Genomic DNA, 17,949 nt, shown 5'->3' with positions numbered 1-17,949 from the left:
TGCCACTCGTCACGCTTGGCTTTACGGGCTGACGGTGGTGGCGTCCGTCACGGCCAGAATATTGCTCGCGGCCACGGTCCCCATCTTGATGTATGACGCGGCGGTAACGCCGCCGATATGCGGTGAAATAACCACGTTTTCTACAGACTGCCAGAGGTGCGGCGCCGTCAGCGGCTCGTGGGTAAAGCTGTCCAGCGCTGCGCTGTGCAGCGTGCCATCCCGGAGCGCCGCCAGTAACGATTCACTGTGGATCAGTCCACCGCGTGCCGTATTGACCAGAATGGCGTTCCGCTTGCAGTGTGCGAGCGTCTCGCTATTGATCATTCCCCGATTCTCATCGGTTAGCGGACAGTGCAAAGAGATGACATCGGAACGGGAAAGAAGTCCGGTCAGCGTCTCTGCGCGTTCGCACAGGGCGGGCATGGACTTCGCATAAGGATCGTAAGCCAGCACCTTCATACCGAAGGCATGACCAATAGTCGCCACGCGCGAGCCGATAGCGCCCAATCCGATTAGCCCCAGGGTTAATCCCTCCAGCTCAATGGATTTATGCGTTGCCTTATCCCAGTGCCCGTCTCGTAACCGCTTGTCCAGAGGCACCACGGACTTTGCGCAGGCGAGGATCAGCGCCCAGGTATGTTCAGCCACTGCCGCCGCGTTTGCGCCTGGGGCCGCGCGGACGGCGATATTGCGCTCGGCCGCTGCCGTCTGGTCTATCACATCGATCCCGCTTCCGTGCTTGGAAATAACCTGCAGAGCCGGGGCGGCATCCATGACTTTCGCGGTGATCCGGCCGTAACGAACCAGAATCGCCACGGGATTGTGTCGTTCACACAGCGCGATAAGGTCATCTTCTGTCGGCTGGCGGCCCGCAAACACCACCTCAAAGCCCTGCAGCATCACCATGGCCTGCTCCGCCAGGTCGCTTCCGGTAACCAGAATTACGTCTTTGCCCCCCATCACAGCGTCTCCCCGTCAGCTAACATACCTGCCTTACGAAGCGCGTCATCAAGCCAGTGTGGACGCAAATCGCCTTCACGGATGGCGGCAAGACGCCGGGTCTCCATCTCCAGCTTTTCTTTTGCCAGCGCGATAACCTGCTGAACCTCACCGCGCGGGATGACGACCACGCCGTCGATATCCGCCACAACCAGATCCCCGGCCTGAACCGTCGCCCCGGCGACTGAAATGGGATGATTAACCCGGCCAGAAATTAACTTTGTCGGGCCGCAGGGGTTCAGACCGGCAGAAAAGACAGGGTAGTGACCTTTGCTCAGGGAATCGGCGTCACGTACAGCGCCGTCAATAATGATGCCCGCAATGCCGCTCGCCTGAGCCTGAGTGGCCATGATTTCGCCCAGCAGCGCGCAGCTCAGGTCGCCTTTGCCATCGACGACCAGGACATCGCCGGGTTGCGCAACCGCCATCGCGGCATGAATCGCCAGATTATCACCCGGACGGACTTCCACGGTGATGGCCGGACCCGCAACGGACATGTGAGGAGCCAGCGGTTTGATGCGGCCGTGAAGCGTACCGCGGCGACCGGCCACGTCGGCCAGAATGGCTGCCTGATACTCGGCAGCCCGACGAACGTCCTCGGCAGAAACGCGTTCGAACTGGCGATTAATCGGTTTTTTTTCAGAAACGGACATGAATGCCTCCATATTGTTTTACTAAGTACAACGCAGGTGTACAGAACAAAACAACTATAGCGGTGTTGCTTTCCTTTTAGCCAGACCCGAGGTGGCGTTTGTGATGTAAACACGAAGTGACTCACAAAATTTGAGGTACACTCACTGCCGGGCTAACAAGGAGATAATGATGGGGAATGAAGGCGTTGTAGCGGTTGAAAAAGCGCTGGCTTTACTGGATTGCTTCCGTCCTGGGGATGAGAGCCTGACGCTGACCGCGCTGGCACAGCTGTCGGGTTATCACAAAACCACGGTTTACCGCTTGATGAATTCTCTTGAACGGATGAATTACGTCGTCAGGCATGAAGACGGCAATTATGCGCTTGGCCCACGTCTGCTTTACCTCGGCAAGCTGTATGAACAATCTTTCCATCTTTCGCGGGTGGTTCAGCCAGAGCTTCAGGCGCTCTCCCTGGCGTCTCAGGAAAGTGCCAGCTGGTATGTGCTGGAGGGTGGGCAGCGCCTTTGCCTGTTTCGCGCGGAAGCGTCGCACGGCCTGCGACACAGCAATCTTCCCGGCAGCCAGTTCCCGCTCGATAATTCGGCCATCAGTAAGGTCTTGCGCCATTGGGGGCTCAATGAGAGCCTGCCAGAGGGAGACGCTGAACTCCCTTTCTACACGTCAGGCGCACGCGATCCCCACACCGCGGCGTTTGCAATGCCTGTCTTCGGCGTTCACGACAAGCTGGTTGCTGCGTTAGCCCTGACCGGCCCCATCTCACGGCTGACGGAAGATCGTCGTGAGAAGGAGATAGGGCCTTTGATGAAGGTGGCGGCCAGCCGTCTGTCGCAGAAAATGGGAGCCAGTAAGCCCTTCTGTCAGCAGTTCTTTGGTGAAACGAGCGACGCGGCGGAAGAAAATCTTTAAACGCAGAAGCGGGACATGTGTCCCGCTTCTGTCATTACGAATGCGTGACCTGTTTTTCGTGTAGCTGAGCGTTGCGGGCCTGCCGCCCCATAATGAGTACCGCGATACCTCCAGCCAGGCACAGCGCGGCCAGCGGAAGCATAGCCAGCGTGTAGCTGCCCGTCTGCTCGCTGATTATGCCGTAGGCATTTACCATGACCACCCCGCCAATCAGGTTCGCGATGGCGCCAATCGCGGCCAGACCTGCTGCCGCCGAGGAGCTGCTCATCCAGCCGGATGCCAGCGCCCAGAAAGGCCCTTTCGCAGAATACGCGCCTGTCAGGATAATGCTCAGGATCACGATAGTGGCAAAGAGCGAGACGTTTACAAAGGCAGCGAACACGCCGGCGGCAATCATGAACAGCGTCAGCGCGGTATGCCAGCGGCGTTCGTTGGTGCGATCGGAGTGTCGTCCCCAGACAATCATCAGAACCGATGCCAGACCGTAAGGGATAGCGTTAAACAGACCTGTCTCAAGGTTATCGAGATGGAAAGATTTCAGCAGTTGAGGAGACCAGACGCTGATCGTGGTGCCCGCGGACGATGCGCCCGCGTAAATCAGCGCCATCAGCCAGATCTGACGATGCTTCAGCAACTGCCACGTCGTCTGATGTCCAATGTTCTTTTGCTGGTTCCGCTCGGTCTCAAGCGTGGTTTCCAGCCACTTTTTCTGTTCATCACCGAGCCATTTCGCCTGATGAGGGCGATCCCGGAGAATAAACCAGGCCGCAATACCCAGCAGTACCGCAGGTAAGCCTTCAATAATGAACAGCAGATGCCAGCCGCGAAGACCCAGCCAGCCATCCAGCGACAGTATCAACCCGGAAAGCGGGGAGCCGATGAAGTTAGCGAGCGGGATGGCGACCATAAAGGACGCAATAATGCGCGCGCGGTAGCGGGCAGGGATCCACCAGGTCAGATAGAGCACGACGCCCGGGAAGAAGCCTGCTTCCGCTGCCCCGAGGAGAAAGCGAACGATATAGAGCGAGGTGGTATTTTGAACCAGCGCCATGCCCATGGAGACGATGCCCCAGCTGATCATAATGCGCGGTATCCACAGCCGGGCACCGACTTTCTGCATGGCCAGGTTACTGGGAACCTCAAACAAAAAATAGGCCACGAAGTAAAGGCTGCTGGCGAAGCCAAACGCCGCTTTGCTGAGGCCAAGGTCTTCATTCATCTGCAGCGAAGCCATGCCGATATTCCCGCGATCGATAATCGAGACCAGGTAACTGACAATCAGAAACGGGAGAATACGCCAGATCACCTTCCGCATCGTCTCTCTTTCTATGTCCTCGGTGGCGGTCGCGCCGTTACGTAAATGTTCTGTCATTGTATCCTCGCAGGGTGTGTTCTTTGTTTTATTAGGTACAACTTAGTTTTATTAAACAAAACCACTATAGCGACGGCGCGTTCTTTTTATCCAGTTAATGGAAGGTTTAAATGATGTAAATAAGAGGTGACTCACAGATAGTGCGCTGCGGATATCGCTCAAGGCTTCTGACCAGCCGCAAGCCGGACGTGCTGGCAGAGAAATAATCACGCAACGCAATTATTGCACCAACTTTTCCTCTCCCTTCGACTAAGCTTCGACCAGATGCCCCGCCGCGTTCGCGTGGCCATACTCCTTTTGGTCAGAGCACGTACCATGCAGCTACTCAGCATTATTATTTTGCTTACCCTAACCGTGGTGATTCATTCGCTGTGGATGTTTGGCGTTTTAAAATTCATTACGTTAGAGGTCGATTCTGCGGTACGCATTGTTTTACGCAATGTCGGCATCGTGATCTCTATGATTTTCGCCCATCTCCTGGAAGCCGGGCTGTTTGCGGCGTTTTATTTTGTCATCGACGCGTTTAATGACTGGAACACCAGCTTCTACTTTTCGCTGGTGAGCTATGCGACGGTAGGGTACGGCGACGTCACGTTACCCCAGCACTGGCGGCTCATCGGCGGGGTGGAAGGGCTGGTGGGCGCGTTGATGGTAGGCTGGTCTGTGGCTGTTCTGGTCGCGGTGCTGCAGCGTTTACGTGGCATGAGCGCCTAAACGGCAGATGCGCAATCCCCGCCTGGTAAGGTAAAGTACCCCTCCTTGCGTAGCCGATTGGGCTGCGGCTTTAAGGGTGAAGAGGCTGATTAACGGCCCGCCCTGTTTCGTTCCTGGTTTACGCCAGTTTGCATGGTTCTGTGTTTTGTCTGCCAAAAGGGTTTTGTATGTCTGCTGCTCATCTCGGTTTCCCGACGGAAACCGTTGTTGTCTTTGTGGTGATGGCCGTTGGGGCGATGTTTATCGACCTCTTTATGCACCGTCACGACAAACCGATCTCGCTGAAAAGCGCCGCAATGTGGTCCATCTTCTGGGTCATGATGGCGATGGCCTTCGCCGGGTTCCTGTACGTTCACCACGGCGCCGAGATGGCGAGCCTGTTCCTTACCGGCTATGCGCTGGAAGAGGTGCTCTCCGTCGATAACCTGTTCGTGATGATGGCGATCTTCGCCTGGTTTGGCGTACCGGATAAGTACCGTCACCGCGTGCTCTACTGGGGCGTGCTGGGGGCGATTGTCTTCCGCGGTATTTTCGTGGCTATCGGCACCAGCCTGTTAAGCCTGGGGCCCTACGTCGAAGTGATTTTCGCGCTGGTCGTCGGCTGGACGGCGGTGATGATGCTCAGACGTAATGAAGAGAGTGACGAAGTGGAAGATTACTCGGGTCATCTCGCCTATCGCCTGGTAAAACGCTTCTATCCGGTCTGGCCGAAAATCAGCAGCAATGCCTTTATTCTGACGCAGAAAGAGGTGGATGCGGAGCTTGAAAAGCCGGAAAACCAGGACGTGATGGTCGGACGCGTGAAGAAGGCGAAGCGCTATGCGACGCCGCTATTGCTGTGCGTGGCCGTGGTCGAACTCTCTGACGTGATGTTCGCGTTTGACTCCGTGCCGGCCATTATTGCCGTGAGCCGCGAGCCGCTGATTATCTACAGCGCCATGATGTTCGCTATTCTCGGTCTGCGTACGCTTTACTTCGTGCTGGAAGCGCTGAAGCAGTATCTGGTGCACCTCGAAAAAGCCGTGGTGCTGCTGCTGTTTTTCGTGGCGTTCAAGCTGGGGTTAAATGCCACCGATCACTTCTGGCATCACGGTTACAGCATTGGCGCGACGGCCAGCCTGTTTGTGGTATTGGGCGTGCTGGCGCTGGGAATTATTGCGAGCGTGATGTTCCCGGGGAAACGTGAGGCCTGATGTCCCGCCCGGTGGCGCTTCGCTTACCGGGCCTACAGTTTGGTTTTCTCCCTCTCCCTGTGGGAGAGGGCTGGGGTGAGGGCACCAGACCGCACCTAACCCTTAATCGGTGAATTCCGGCGCTTGCGCGGCGGGTGGAAGTGCCGCCAGTGCGGATCCTGCGCCGCCGCCAGCAGCTCGTGGTCGCCGCGGGTGTCTCCCCAGGCGCGCAGGTGATAGGCGTTCAGATCGCCATACACTTTTTCCAGCCTGGCCACCTTCTGGGCGCAGCGGCAGTTGTGGCCCGTGATGCGCCCCGTCAGCTTGCCGTTTTTCACTTCCAGCTGGGTGCCAATCAGCTTAATGCCCAGTTTGTCAGCCCACGGCTGAAGCACCAGTGCCGGAGACGCGGAACAGATGGTCACCTCCGCACCGGAATTCACCTCGGCCGCCACGGCCAGAACCCCTTCGGGGCGCATCAGCTTGTTCCAGTATTTTTCGCAAAACGCTTCCGCCTGCTGGCGCAACCAGTGTTCATCCACGCCCGTCAGGAACGTTTTAATCAGCACTTCCTTTAGCTCGTCGCGCGTAAGCTTGCGACGCACGCAGTGGAGCGTGGGCAGCGCCATGCGCACCAGGCGGCCCGCGAAGTAACGTTTCCCGAAGGCAAAGCGCAGGAAAGGGATAAAGCTGTCGTGGTGCGTTAACGTCCCATCAAAGTCAAAGACAGAGAGCACGCTGGATTTCGCCACCGTCTCGTCGGCAATCATATTGGTCATAAATACGTCTTAGCTGAAATACACATTCTGTGGATCAGTTTACCTGCTTTACCAGGACAGTCCTTACATCACCACCATTTTTTTCTCGATCTTGCGATCTCAAAGTGAGTCCAATTTTGGCCTCGATAAGAATTGGTGAAAAAACGATCTGTCTATATTATCGCCACATTGCACGATATTTAGGGGAACCCTTTGGCCCCCACAGGTAAGGAAAAACTCACTCACTACCTCTTTCTTGATATGACTCTTAGATCGTTTATTTCAATCCTTACGTTAAGTTTTGCGTCGTTTTCTGCATTCAGTTTTCAACTTCCCGCGTCGATGTTATCGATGAACCATGAACTGGCAGTCTCGCCAGCGAAATCTGCGCTGATGCAACAGGATACGGGGCCGCTGCGCTCGCGCATGCTCGATCAATACCAAAAGTGGAAGGGAACCCAGTATCAGTGGGGCGGAACCACGCGCCGCGGGGTGGATTGCTCCGCGCTCATGCAGCACCTGTTCAGCGATGCGGCGCATCTTAACTTACCGCGCACGACCGGCGAGCAGATCCACCGCGGGGTGCAGGTGACGCAATACCGCCTGAGGCCCGGAGATCTGGTGTTCTTCCAGACGGGTCCGAACCGCAGGCATGTCGGCGTTTATATTGGCAATAGCCAGTTCATTCATGCCTCAAGCAGCCAGGGCGTCACGGTCTCAACCCTGACGGATGCTTACTGGCAGGCGCACTACATTACTGCCCGTCGGGTTGCAGGCAGTGCAGCCTGACAGCCTCAGATGATGTCATCCACGACGCCGCCATCAACGCGCAGCGCCGCGCCCGAGGTGGCGGAAGCCTGGGGCGAACAGACATAAATCACCATATTGGCTACCTCTTCAACCGTGGCCGCGCGCTGTATCACCGAGCTGGGGCGGTTGGCCATCACAAACTCTTTCGCCAGCTGCTCCAGCGATTTACCGGTTTTTTCGATTTCATCCTTCATCATCTCTGCGAAACCGTCCGACATCGTTGGCCCCGGCAGTACGCTGTTGACCGTCACGCCGCTTCCCGCCACGAACTTCGCCAGCCCGCGCGCCAGGGAGAGCTGCGCCGTTTTGGTCACCCCGTAGTGGATCATATCCGCCGGGATATTGCAGGCCGACTCGGAGGAGATAAACACCACCCGCCCCCAGCCTTTTTGCACCATGCCTGGCAGCAAGGCGCGGGACAGACGCACGCCGGACATCACGTTGGTCTGCCAGTAACGCTCCCAGGTTTCATCGTCGGTGGAATAGAAATCCTGCGGGCCGTAAATCCCGGCGTTGTTAACCAGAATGTCGACGTTATTCGCCACCTTCAGCAGCGACTCGACCCCTTCCGCCGTGCTGAGATCGGCAATCGCGGCGCGCACCTGGACACCCGGCACCACCTGCTGCAGCTGCTGAATGCCTTTATTCACCGATTCCGTGCTGCGGCCATTGACGATCACCTCGGCACCGCTTTCTGCCAGCCCTCTGGCGATGGCGAACCCGATCCCGCCGGTTGAGGCGGTCACCAGCGCCACTTTCCCCGTAAAGTCGATTTTCATCATCCGCTCCTTATCGTTTTAACGTTCGGACCTTAAAGCGTAGCAGGTGAGGATGACGGCTCCTGGCTAAAAAGGCGCAGCAGCGTCTCCACCTGCTCGTCAAGCGGAGCGAGGGAGCGCTTAACAATCAGATGAAGCGGCGTCGCTCGGCGTGCACCGTGGCTCAGCGGCAGGCGTTTCAGGATGCCTTGATCCAGCTGAGTCTGGATGCGTTCTTCCGGCAGCCAGCCGTAGCCGACCTGAGAGAGGACGGCCTCAATGGCGGCATCGATGGTGGAGAAGGTCCATGACTCACCGGCCGCGCGCGCGGCGGGCTGGCTGTCCGCAATCTGAATGAGCGGCCACGGGCGTAGCATGTCATCGTTAAGCGGCGCGTCGAGGTCAAAGAGGGGGTGCTGATGGTGGGCCACGGCAACAAAGTCGATATTCATCAGCCATTCGCCGAGCCCGGTCATGTCCTGGCGGCGGGTGAGGACCATCACATCGGCTTCGTCGTTAATGGCATCGTCCCGGGTGTTTTCCAGCACCTCGGTGAGTCGTACCTGAGTTTGCGGATACTGCTGCTGGAACTGGCGCAGAATGGCAAACAGGCGGCGGCGGGGGAAAATGGAATCCACCACCAGATCCAGCCGCGTGCGCATTCCGTTGCGAAGGGTCGCTGCGCGCGTCTCAACGTACGAAAAGGCTTTCAGCAGCGGTTTAACCTGGTTGAGCAGCAGTTCTCCTGCCGGCGTTAACACCGCCCGTCGTCCTTCCGGCACCAGGAGGGCCACGCCCAGCCGCTCCTGCAGCAGCGACAGGTTATAGCTCACCGAAGACTGGCTGCGGTGCGTTTCTTCCGCCGCTCGGGCAAAGCTGCCCGCCTCGACCACTTTCGCCAGTAAAGACCATTGTTCAAGCGTCGTCTTATGCATAATTTATCTAAAATTTGGATGAACTTGATTAAAACATAGCGTTATTCATTCATTTTTTGAAGGGGTACGATCGTCTCATCAAAACAAAGGAGACATCTTATGAACACCTTCGACAAACACGACTTAAGCGGCTTCGTTGGCAAACACCTTGTTTATACCTACGACAACGGCTGGAACTACGAGATTTACGTCAAAAATGAGACGACCCTGGATTACCGTATTCACAGCGGTCTGGTGGCAAACCGTTGGGTGAAAGATCAGCAGGCTTACATCGTGCGGGTAGGGGAGAGCATCTATAAAATTTCCTGGACCGAGCCAACCGGTACCGACGTCAGCCTGATTGTGAACCTGGGCGACAAACTGTTCCACGGCACCATCTTCTTCCCGCGCTGGGTCATGAACAACCCGGAAAAAACCGTCTGCTTCCAGAACGATCATATTCCACTGATGAACAGCTACCGTGATGCGGGCCCGGCGTATCCAACGGAAGTGATTGATGAATTTGCCACTATCACCTTTGTACGTGACTGCGGCGCCAATAACGAAAGCGTGATCGCCTGCGCGGCCAGTGAATTACCGAAAAACTTTCCAGATAACCTGTAATAAGCGCGACAATTAACTAAAAAGAAAAGTTCCCGGCTATTTCATATTATTTTGAAATGGCCGGGATTTTTTTTGTTTGTTGATGTATGGTTTAAATGATCCCATTTCAAAATGTTGCGGAAGATCACATCAAAAATATTTAATATTAAATTAACTTGTTGTTTTTCAATTGGCTGCTAGTTGTCTTATAGCGTTGTAAACGCTGTCTTAATTTTTCCCTAAGGAAAGAGAGATACTTTGATATAAGTTTATGGTTCGTTGAAATAAACGGGCCAGCATTTGGTTAATATCAAAAACGTGCCATTTTGATTGCAAGGAAATTAATAATGAGTGATTTTCTGCCTTTTTCGCGACCGTCGATGGGCGCTGAGGAAATTGCGGCGCTTCAGGACGTTTTGATGTCGGGCTGGATCACCACAGGGCCTAAGAATCAGGAACTTGAAGAGGCATTCTGTCAACTTACCGGGAATCAGCATGCGATTGCCGTCTGTTCCGCCACCGCGGGCATGCACGTTACGCTGATGGCGCTGGATATTGGCCCGGGCGATGAAGTCATTACCCCTTCCCAGACCTGGGTCTCCACGCTGAATATGATCGTATTGCTGGGCGCCACGCCAGTCATGATTGATGTGGATAAAGACACATTAATGGTGACGCCAGAAGCCGTTGAAGCCGCCATTACCCCGCGCACTAAAGCCATTATTCCCGTTCACTATGCCGGCGCGCCGTGTGAAATCGACGCTATCCATGCCATCGGTGAACGTCACGGTATTCCGGTGATTGAAGATGCGGCCCATGCCGCCGGAACGTATTACAAAAACCGTCACGTGGGCTGGAAAGGAACGGCAATTTTCTCCTTCCACGCCATTAAAAACATGACCTGTGCGGAAGGCGGCCTGGTGGTCACCGATAACGCGCAGCTGGCACAGCGGATCCGCAGTCTGAAATTCCATGGCCTGGGCGTAGACGCCTATGATCGCCAGACGCACGGCCGCGCGCCGCAGGCGGAAGTGATCGCGCCGGGCTATAAATACAACCTGGCGGACATCAACGCCGCGCTGGCGCTGGTGCAGTTAGGCAAACTGAAAGAGGCCAACAAACGCCGCCAGGAAATCGCTGAACGCTACCTGCTGGAGCTTGCCGATACGCCGTTCCAGCCGCTCACTATTCCGTCATGGCCGCACGTGCACGCCTGGCACCTGTTTATTATTCGCGTTGATGAAGCGCGCTGCGGGATCTCACGCGACAACCTGATGGCGGCGCTGAAAGAGAAAGGCATCGGTACCGGCCTCCATTTCCGCGCGGCCCACACGCAAAAATACTACCGCGAGCGTTTTCCTGATGTATCGCTCCCGAATTCTGAATGGAATAGCGCGCGTATTTGTTCTCTCCCTCTTTTCCCGGACATGACTCATGACGACACAACCCGCGTCATTACCGCACTCCATCAGCTTGCAGGACATTGATATGTTCAGTGCACCGCCTGTACAAAAAGTATCCGTGGTAATCCCGGTTTATAACGAGCAGGAGAGCCTGCCCGAACTGATCCGCCGTACAACGGCCGCCTGTGACACGATGGGCAAGTCCTACGAAATTCTGCTGGTGGATGATGGCAGTAGCGATAATTCCGCGCTGATGCTGACCGAAGCCGCGCAGGTTGAAGGCAGCCACATCGTAGCCGTGCTGCTCAACCGTAACTACGGCCAGCACTCGGCGATTATGGCGGGGTTTAGCCACGTCACGGGCGATCTGATCATCACCCTGGACGCGGACCTGCAAAACCCGCCGGAAGAGATCCCGCGCCTGGTGGCCAAAGCCGACGAAGGCTATGACGTGGTCGGCACGGTCCGTCAGAACCGTCAGGACAGCCTGTTCCGTAAGCTGGCCTCGCGCACCATCAACCGTCTTATCCAGCGCACGACCGGTAAAGCGATGGGCGATTACGGCTGCATGCTGCGCGCCTACCGCCGCCATATCGTCGACGCCATGCTGCATTGCCATGAGCGCAGCACCTTCATTCCGATTCTGGCGAATACCTTTGCCCGTAAGGCAACGGAAATCCCGGTTCTGCACGCCGAGCGCGAGCACGGGGAATCGAAGTACAGCTTTATGCGTCTCATCAACCTGATGTATGACCTCATCACCTGCCTGACCACCACGCCGCTGCGTCTGCTGAGCGTGTTCGGCAGCATTATTGCGCTGGCGGGCTTTGCGATTTCTGTCCTGCTGGTGGTACTGCGCCTGGTCTTTGGCCCGCAGTGGGCGGCGGAAGGGGTCTTTATGCTCTTTGCCGTGCTGTTTATGTTCATCGGCGCCCAGTTTGTCGGGATGGGTCTCCTCGGTGAATACATTGGCCGTATCTATAACGACGTTCGCGCGCGTCCGCGCTACTTTATTCAACGTGTTGTCCGTCAGGAACACAAAGCATCTCAAGAGGAAATTCACCCATGAAAGCTGTTGTATTTGCCTATCACGATATGGGGTGCACGGGCACGCTGGCCCTGCTGGAAGCGGGCTATGACATTGCGGCAATCTTTACCCATCCGGACACGGCTGGAGAAAACAACTTTTTCGGCTCCGTAGCGCGTATCGCCGCCGAGCGCGGTATCCCGGTTTATGCGCCGGACGACGTTAACCACCCGCTGTGGGTGGATCGCATCCGCGCGCTCGCGCCTGACGTGATCTTCTCGTTCTACTATCGCAATCTGCTCTCTGACGAGATCTTAGGCCTGGCCGCGAAAGGCGCCTTTAATCTTCACGGTTCACTGCTGCCTGCCTACCGTGGCCGCGCCCCGCTGAACTGGGTGCTGGTGAACGGTGAAACGGAAACGGGCGTGACGCTGCACCGCATGGTGCGCCGTGCGGATGCGGGCGCTATCGTGGCACAGCAGAAGGTCGCTATTGATGCGGACGACACCGCGCTTCAGCTGCATCAGAAGCTGAACGCGACGGCACAGACGCTGCTGCGTGATGCCCTTCCTGGCATCCTCAACGGCACCTTCAGCGAGACCGCGCAGGACGAGAGCAAGGCAAGCAGCTTTGGTCGCCGCGCGCCGGAAGATGGTCGTCTGGACTGGAACAAACCGGCCCGCCAGCTGCACAACCTGGTGCGCGCCGTAACCGATCCGTGGCCGGGCGCCTACAGCTTTGCGGGCGTAAGCAAATTCATCGTCTGGAAATCCCGCGTGCGTGACGACATTCCGGCGGCAAAACCGGGCACCGTCGTCTCCGTCTCCCCGCTGATTGTGAGCTGCGGCGAGCAGGCGCTGGAGATCGTTACCGGACAAACCGACAACGGCCTGTACGTTCAGGGCACACAGCTGGCGCAGTCTCTGGGCCTGGTGGCCGGGGCGCTGATCACCAGCGCACCGGTTGTTGCCATCAAACGCCGCACCCGCGTGCTGATCCTCGGCGTGAACGGTTTTATCGGTAACCACCTGACCGAACGTCTGCTCAAAGACGATAACTACGAAATTTACGGCCTGGATATTGGCGCGGACGCGATCAGCCGCTTCCTCGACAACCCGCGCTTCCACTTCGTGGAAGGGGACATCAGCATCCATTCCGAGTGGATTGAATACCACATTAAGAAATGCGACGTGGTGCTGCCGCTGGTCGCTATTGCCACGCCAATCGAGTACACCCGTAACCCGCTGCGCGTGTTCGAGCTGGACTTCGAAGAGAACCTGAAGATCATCCGCGACTGCGTGAAATACGACAAGCGCATCATCTTCCCGTCCACCTCTGAAGTGTACGGCATGTGTACCGATAAGAACTTCGATGAAGACACCTCCAACCTGGTGGTCGGGCCGATCAACAAACAGCGCTGGATTTACTCCGTCTCCAAACAGCTGCTGGACCGCGTGATTTGGGCCTACGGTGAGAAAGAGGGCCTGCGCTTTACCCTGTTCCGTCCGTTCAACTGGATGGGGCCACGTCTGGACAACCTGAACGCGGCGCGTATCGGCAGCTCCCGTGCGATCACCCAACTGATCCTGAACCTGGTGGAAGGCTCCCCAATTAAGCTTATCGAAGGCGGGAAACAGAAACGCTGCTTTACGGATATCAGCGACGGTATCGAAGCGCTGTTCCGCATCATCGAAAACAAAGATAACCGCTGCAACGGTGAAATCATCAACATCGGCAACCCGGACAACGAAGCGAGCATTCGCGAGCTGGCCGAGATGCTGCTGGCCAGCTTTGAGCGTCATCCGCTGCGCGATAAATTCCCGCCGTTTGCCGGCTTCCGCGAAGTGGAAAGCAGCAGCTACTACGGTAAAGGGTATCAGGACGTTGAGCACCGTAAGCCAAGCATTCGCAATGCGAAGCGCTGCCTGAACTGGACGCCGACCGTGAAGATGGAACAGACCATTGATGAGACGCTTGATTTCTTCCTGCGCACCGTGGAGCTGTCGGAACAGGTCTCATGAAAAAAGTCGGTTTACGCATTGATGTCGACACCTTCAGGGGAACGCGTGACGGCGTACCCAAACTGCTGGAACTGCTGAGCAAGCACGGTGTGCGCGCCAGCATTTTCTTCAGCGTGGGGCCTGACAACATGGGACGCCATTTATGGCGTCTGGTTAAACCGGCATTTCTGTACAAAATGCTGCGCTCGCGCGCAGCATCCCTCTACGGTTGGGATATTTTGCTGGCCGGCACCGCCTGGCCCGGCAGACGCATCGGCGCGGGTAATGAAGCGGTTATCCGCGAGGCGGCGCAGCATCATGAGGTGGGTCTGCACGCCTGGGATCACCATGCCTGGCAAGCCTGGGCGGGCGTCTGGGATATCCCGCGCCTGTCTCGTGAGGTCGAGCGTGGGATGCTGGAGCTGGAGGCCATTATCGGTCAGCCCGTGCGCTGCTCCGCCGTGGCGGGATGGCGTGCGGATCAGCGTGTCGTGAAGGCCAAAGAGGCCTTCGCGTTTCGCTACAACAGCGATTGCCGCGGAACCGGGCCCTTTTTGCCGCTGTTAGGCGAAAATCGCTACGGTACGGTGCAAATTCCGGTCACGCTTCCCACCTGGGATGAAGTGGTCGGACGCGAGGTTAAGGCGGATGAGTTCAATCGCTACATTCTGGACCGCATTCATCGTGACGCCGGTACGCCGGTGTATACCATCCATGCCGAAGTGGAAGGGATTGCGTATCAGCATGATTTCGACGAACTGCTGACGATGGCCGCTCAGGAGGGCATCGAATTCTGCCCGTTGAGCGAGCTGCTGCCAGACGACCTCAGCACCCTGCCCGTGGGCAAAGTTGTCCGTAATGAACTGGCTGGCCGGGAAGGCTGGCTTGGTTATCAACAAACCGTGAGTCCGGTCCCATGAAAACAGCCCGTTATGGCTTAGCGCTTCTCGCACTGTTTATCGTTTACTACCTCATTCCGGTCGATATCCGCCTGCTTTGGCAGCCTGATGAAACGCGCTATGCGGAAATCAGCCGCGAAATGCTGGCCTCCGGAGATTGGGTTGTCCCGCATTTTCTGGGGCTGCGTTACTTTGAAAAGCCAATTGCTGGCTACTGGATCAACAGCATCGGGCAGATGCTGTTCGGGCACACGAACCTCGCCGTGCGCGCCGGGTCCATCTTCTCCACCGGTTTAGCCGCGCTGCTGGTTATCTGGATGGCCTGGCGTCTCTGGCGGGATAAGCGGACAGCCATTTTCTCCGGCCTGATCTTCCTGACCCTGTTCCTGGTGTATGGCATCGGCACGTATGCGGTGCTGGATCCTATCATCACCCTGTGGCTGGTGGCGGCGATGTGCAGCTTCTGGCTGGCGTCACAGGCCCAAACCGTTGCCGGAAAAGCGGGCGGCTATGTGCTGCTTGGGCTGGCCTGCGGGATGGGGGTGATGACCAAAGGCTTCCTGGCACTGGCGGTACCGGTGATTGGCGTGCTGCCGTGGGTGATCGCCCAGAAGCGCTGGAAAGAGGTGCTGATTTTTGGCTGGCTCGCGATCCTGAGCTGCGTGCTGATTGTTCTGCCATGGGGGCTGGCCATTGCGCAGCGTGAGCCTGACTTCTGGCGTTACTTCTTCTGGGTGGAGCATATTCAGCGTTTCGCCCAGAGCGACGCGCAGCACAAAGCCCCGTTCTGGTACTACATACCGTTCCTGATTGCGGGTAGCCTGCCGTGGCTGGCTCTGCTGCCCGGCGCGTTTCGTCTCGGCTGGAATGACCGACAAAACGCGGGTGGCGGGTTCTATCTGCTGGGATGGGTGGTGATGCCGCTGCTGTTCTTCAGCATCGCCAAAGGCAAGCTGCCGACCTATATCCTGCCGTGCTTTGCCCCGCTGGCGATCCTGATGGCGCGCTATGCCTGCCTCGCGGCGGAGAAAGGCGCCAGAGCGTTGCGCATTAACGGCGGGATTAACCTGGCGTTTGGCGTTATCGGCGTGGTGGCGGCGCTAGTGGTCTCCCCGTGGGGACTGTCTAAGCATCCGGTCTGGACCTCGGTCGAACTGTATAAAGTGTTCTGTGCGGTGGTCGCGTTCCTCATCTGGGCCGCGGTAGGCTGGTTTACGTTCAGGCAGAGTCAGCAGCGCTGGTGGCTGGCGGCATTCTGCCCTGCGGGCCTGGCGCTGCTGATTGGTTTCGCCATTCCTAACCTGGTGGTGGATTCCAAACAGCCGCAGTCGCTGGTCGACACCGTGCGCGAGCCGCTTCAGGACAGCCGTTACGTGCTGGCCAATAACGTGGGCGTGGCCGCTGGCCTGGCGTGGGAGCTGAAGCGCAATGACATCGCGCTGTATGGTCAGAGTGGCGAACTGCGCTACGGGCTGGATTATCCTGATGTGAAAGATCGTTTTGTCGGTAAAGATGACTTCGCGCAGTGGCTGGCAGAGCACCGTCAGCAGGGACGCGTATCGCTGGTTATTCTGCTGTCAAAACGCGATGACCTTTCGCGGGCGAATCTGCCAGAACCGGACAGCCTGTATATCCAGGGCCGTCTGGCCTACCTGCAGTATCTGCCGAAGTGATGACCTGGATCTGGCTGATACTGGCAAGCCTGCTCAGCTGTGCGGGACAGCTGTGCCAGAAACAGGCTACCCGTCCGGCGAAAGCCGGGCGGCGTGGCGTGCATATCGCGCTGTGGCTTGGCCTGGCCCTGCTGGCGCTGGGCAGCGGGATGCTGGTCTGGCTGGTGGTGCTGCAGCGCCTGCCTGTCGGCATTGCCTACCCTATGCTGAGCCTCAATTTTGTCTGGGTGACGCTGGCGGCGAAGGTATTCTGGCGTGAAACCGTCGCATCGCATCACTGGCTGGGGGTAGGGTTGATCATCATTGGGATTGTTATCCTGGGAGGAAGCCTGTGAAAGGGGCGTTCTGGGCCTTATGCAGCGTGCTGTTAGTCAGCGCCGCGCAGCTGTTGCTGCGCAATGCGATGCAGGCACTGCCGCCGGTCAGCGATGTTCTGGCGCTTATTTCCGCGCTGTGGCACTTCTCATCCGGCACGGGGGCGCTGCTGCTGGGGTTGATGGGCTATGTGGCCTCGATGGGCTGCTGGTACCTGGCGCTGCATCGCATGGCGCTCAGCAAAGCGTATGCCTTGCTGAGTCTTAGCTATATCCTGGTGTGGGGCGCTGCGATCCTGCTGCCCGGCTGGGAAGAACGTTTCTCCTGGCACGGGCTGGTGGGGGTCGGGTTTATTATTCTGGGTGTGTTAGTGATTTTTCTGCCCCGAACGTCCCAACGTGAATAATCGACTCGTTGGTCAGGGTATAAGGGGTCGATGTGCAGACGGCAAGGCTCAGCGAGCCGACCTGTAGCTGACTGACCGCGTGTGTCTGCGCAGTGCTGTCGATGCTGACAATCTGCCAGGCACTGCCGCCACGCTGTTTCACAATCGCTTCTTTCCGTGTCCAGATACGCCAGAACGCAGAAAGCCGTTCCTCGGGCGCTTCACGCTCCAGCTCATCATGCTCTGTCACGCTGAATACCGCATTAGCCAGCGCCTGCCAGTTCTTCCTTGGACGAATCACTTCGATATCACAGCCGACTTCGCCTTCATCGCTCATCAGTAAGGCGATATCGTCACCGCTGTGGCTCAGGTTAAACCACAGTGGATGCCCCTTCGCAAAGGCTGGTTTCCCCTGCTCACCGTAAATGATGTCGGGGAGCGGGTGAGGGGATAACGCTCTGGCGAGCAGCGTCCTCCCGGCCAGCCAGGAGGCATGTCGGGCACCCTGAGGTGCCCTGTCTGCGAGCGTTGACGCCAGCGGGTCCGCGCTAAGGGTGGAGATCTTTCCCAGTACAAACTGGTACATA

The 17,949-nt window shown here is 57.3% G+C and carries 19 protein-coding genes; 12 read left to right on the top strand and 7 right to left on the bottom strand.

The features are described 5' to 3' along the window. Positions 1–21 precede the first annotated feature (21 nt). Positions 22–960: an NAD(P)-dependent oxidoreductase gene (locus BMW97_RS20600; RefSeq protein WP_045909047.1), complete on the bottom strand. Its 939-nt coding sequence runs from the start codon at positions 958–960 to the stop codon at positions 22–24. Then, entirely contained in the window at positions 960–1,652 is a 693-nt protein-coding gene (locus BMW97_RS20595; RefSeq protein ID WP_090393111.1) for an RraA family protein, read from the bottom strand. The genes BMW97_RS20600 and BMW97_RS20595 overlap by 1 nt, the downstream gene beginning before the upstream one ends. Before the next feature lie 169 nt (positions 1,653–1,821). Between BMW97_RS20595 and BMW97_RS20590 the strand changes: the two genes are divergently transcribed. Further along, the gene (locus tag BMW97_RS20590) at positions 1,822–2,559 is read left to right on the top strand and encodes an IclR family transcriptional regulator (protein ID WP_025910224.1); all 738 of its coding nucleotides are present in this window, start codon (positions 1,822–1,824) and stop codon (positions 2,557–2,559) included. Between the two features lie 34 nt (positions 2,560–2,593). On the opposite strand, the gene BMW97_RS20585 is transcribed toward BMW97_RS20590, so the two are convergent. Beyond that, positions 2,594–3,931, bottom strand: coding sequence for an MFS transporter (locus BMW97_RS20585; protein ID WP_045909045.1), 1,338 nt, complete (start codon positions 3,929–3,931; stop codon positions 2,594–2,596). A gap of 315 nt (positions 3,932–4,246) precedes the next feature. On the opposite strand from BMW97_RS20585, the gene BMW97_RS20580 reads away from it, so the two are divergent. Then, positions 4,247–4,645, top strand: coding sequence for a potassium channel family protein (locus BMW97_RS20580; protein WP_024908850.1), 399 nt, complete (start codon positions 4,247–4,249; stop codon positions 4,643–4,645). Positions 4,646–4,812: 167 nt separating this feature from the next. Continuing rightward, positions 4,813–5,838 carry a TerC/Alx family metal homeostasis membrane protein gene (locus BMW97_RS20575; protein WP_023616134.1) on the top strand — a complete coding sequence of 342 codons (1,026 nt, stop codon included), beginning with the start codon at positions 4,813–4,815 and terminating at the stop codon, positions 5,836–5,838. Between the two features lie 95 nt (positions 5,839–5,933). Here the strand turns inward: BMW97_RS20575 and BMW97_RS20570 are convergent, their stop codons facing one another. Continuing rightward, on the bottom strand, positions 5,934–6,596 hold the full coding sequence (locus BMW97_RS20570) for an HAD family hydrolase (protein WP_074180434.1): 663 nt from the start codon (positions 6,594–6,596) through the stop codon (positions 5,934–5,936). Positions 6,597–6,917: 321 nt separating this feature from the next. Here BMW97_RS20570 and BMW97_RS20565 point away from each other — a divergent pair, with 321 nt between their 5' ends. Beyond that, positions 6,918–7,364, top strand: a complete 447-nt coding sequence (locus tag BMW97_RS20565; RefSeq protein ID WP_175481451.1) for an NlpC/P60 family protein — start codon at positions 6,918–6,920, stop codon at positions 7,362–7,364. Between the two features lie 5 nt (positions 7,365–7,369). Here the strand turns inward: BMW97_RS20565 and BMW97_RS20560 are convergent, their stop codons facing one another. Both BMW97_RS20560 and BMW97_RS20555 read right to left on the bottom strand, forming a co-directional pair. Further along, complete coding sequence (locus BMW97_RS20560; RefSeq protein WP_039267173.1) at positions 7,370–8,164, bottom strand: SDR family NAD(P)-dependent oxidoreductase; 795 nt, start codon at positions 8,162–8,164, stop codon at positions 7,370–7,372. Between the two features lie 32 nt (positions 8,165–8,196). Next, positions 8,197–9,078 (bottom strand): LysR family transcriptional regulator, encoded by an 882-nt coding sequence (locus tag BMW97_RS20555; protein ID WP_045909043.1) that lies wholly within the window; start codon positions 9,076–9,078, stop codon positions 8,197–8,199. A 99-nt stretch (positions 9,079–9,177) separates the two neighbouring features. On the opposite strand from BMW97_RS20555, the gene BMW97_RS20550 reads away from it, so the two are divergent. The 8 genes from BMW97_RS20550 to arnF all read left to right on the top strand — a co-directional run bounded on the left by BMW97_RS20550 (position 9,178) and on the right by arnF (position 17,383). Beyond that, on the top strand, positions 9,178–9,681 hold the full coding sequence (locus tag BMW97_RS20550) for a phenolic acid decarboxylase (RefSeq protein WP_008503103.1): 504 nt from the start codon (positions 9,178–9,180) through the stop codon (positions 9,679–9,681). Between the two features lie 326 nt (positions 9,682–10,007). After that, a complete protein-coding gene (gene arnB, locus BMW97_RS20545; protein WP_045909042.1) occupies positions 10,008–11,147 on the top strand; it encodes a UDP-4-amino-4-deoxy-L-arabinose aminotransferase in 1,140 nt (379 codons plus the stop codon). Between the two features lies 1 nt (position 11,148). Continuing rightward, the gene (gene arnC, locus BMW97_RS20540) at positions 11,149–12,132 is read left to right on the top strand and encodes an undecaprenyl-phosphate 4-deoxy-4-formamido-L-arabinose transferase (protein ID WP_045909041.1); all 984 of its coding nucleotides are present in this window, start codon (positions 11,149–11,151) and stop codon (positions 12,130–12,132) included. Beyond that, the gene (arnA, locus tag BMW97_RS20535; protein WP_045909040.1) at positions 12,129–14,111 is read left to right on the top strand and encodes a bifunctional UDP-4-amino-4-deoxy-L-arabinose formyltransferase/UDP-glucuronic acid oxidase ArnA; all 1,983 of its coding nucleotides are present in this window, start codon (positions 12,129–12,131) and stop codon (positions 14,109–14,111) included. The genes arnC and arnA overlap by 4 nt, the downstream gene beginning before the upstream one ends. Continuing rightward, the gene (arnD, locus tag BMW97_RS20530) at positions 14,108–15,010 is read left to right on the top strand and encodes a 4-deoxy-4-formamido-L-arabinose-phosphoundecaprenol deformylase (protein WP_045909039.1); all 903 of its coding nucleotides are present in this window, start codon (positions 14,108–14,110) and stop codon (positions 15,008–15,010) included. The genes arnA and arnD overlap by 4 nt, the downstream gene beginning before the upstream one ends. Further along, positions 15,007–16,662 carry a lipid IV(A) 4-amino-4-deoxy-L-arabinosyltransferase gene (gene arnT, locus BMW97_RS20525; protein ID WP_045909038.1) on the top strand — a complete coding sequence of 552 codons (1,656 nt, stop codon included), beginning with the start codon at positions 15,007–15,009 and terminating at the stop codon, positions 16,660–16,662. The genes arnD and arnT overlap by 4 nt, the downstream gene beginning before the upstream one ends. Beyond that, complete coding sequence (arnE, locus tag BMW97_RS20520; RefSeq protein ID WP_045909037.1) at positions 16,662–16,997, top strand: 4-amino-4-deoxy-L-arabinose-phosphoundecaprenol flippase subunit ArnE; 336 nt, start codon at positions 16,662–16,664, stop codon at positions 16,995–16,997. The genes arnT and arnE overlap by 1 nt, the downstream gene beginning before the upstream one ends. Then, positions 16,994–17,383, top strand: a complete 390-nt coding sequence (gene arnF / locus BMW97_RS20515; protein WP_090393109.1) for a 4-amino-4-deoxy-L-arabinose-phosphoundecaprenol flippase subunit ArnF — start codon at positions 16,994–16,996, stop codon at positions 17,381–17,383. The genes arnE and arnF overlap by 4 nt, the downstream gene beginning before the upstream one ends. Here the strand turns inward: arnF and acpT are convergent. Then, the gene (acpT, locus tag BMW97_RS20510; RefSeq protein ID WP_045909035.1) at positions 17,331–17,948 is read right to left on the bottom strand and encodes a 4'-phosphopantetheinyl transferase AcpT; all 618 of its coding nucleotides are present in this window, start codon (positions 17,946–17,948) and stop codon (positions 17,331–17,333) included. The two genes, arnF and acpT, sit on opposite strands and share 53 nt — an antisense overlap. Position 17,949 lies beyond the last annotated feature (1 nt).

The organism is Enterobacter sp. NFIX58, from assembly GCF_900110475.1.
In the GTDB taxonomy this organism is placed as follows: Bacteria; Pseudomonadota; Gammaproteobacteria; order Enterobacterales; family Enterobacteriaceae; genus Enterobacter; species Enterobacter quasiroggenkampii.
The sequence above is the reverse complement of the archived record's forward strand: the minus strand, read 5'-3'. Positions and strand labels throughout refer to the sequence as shown.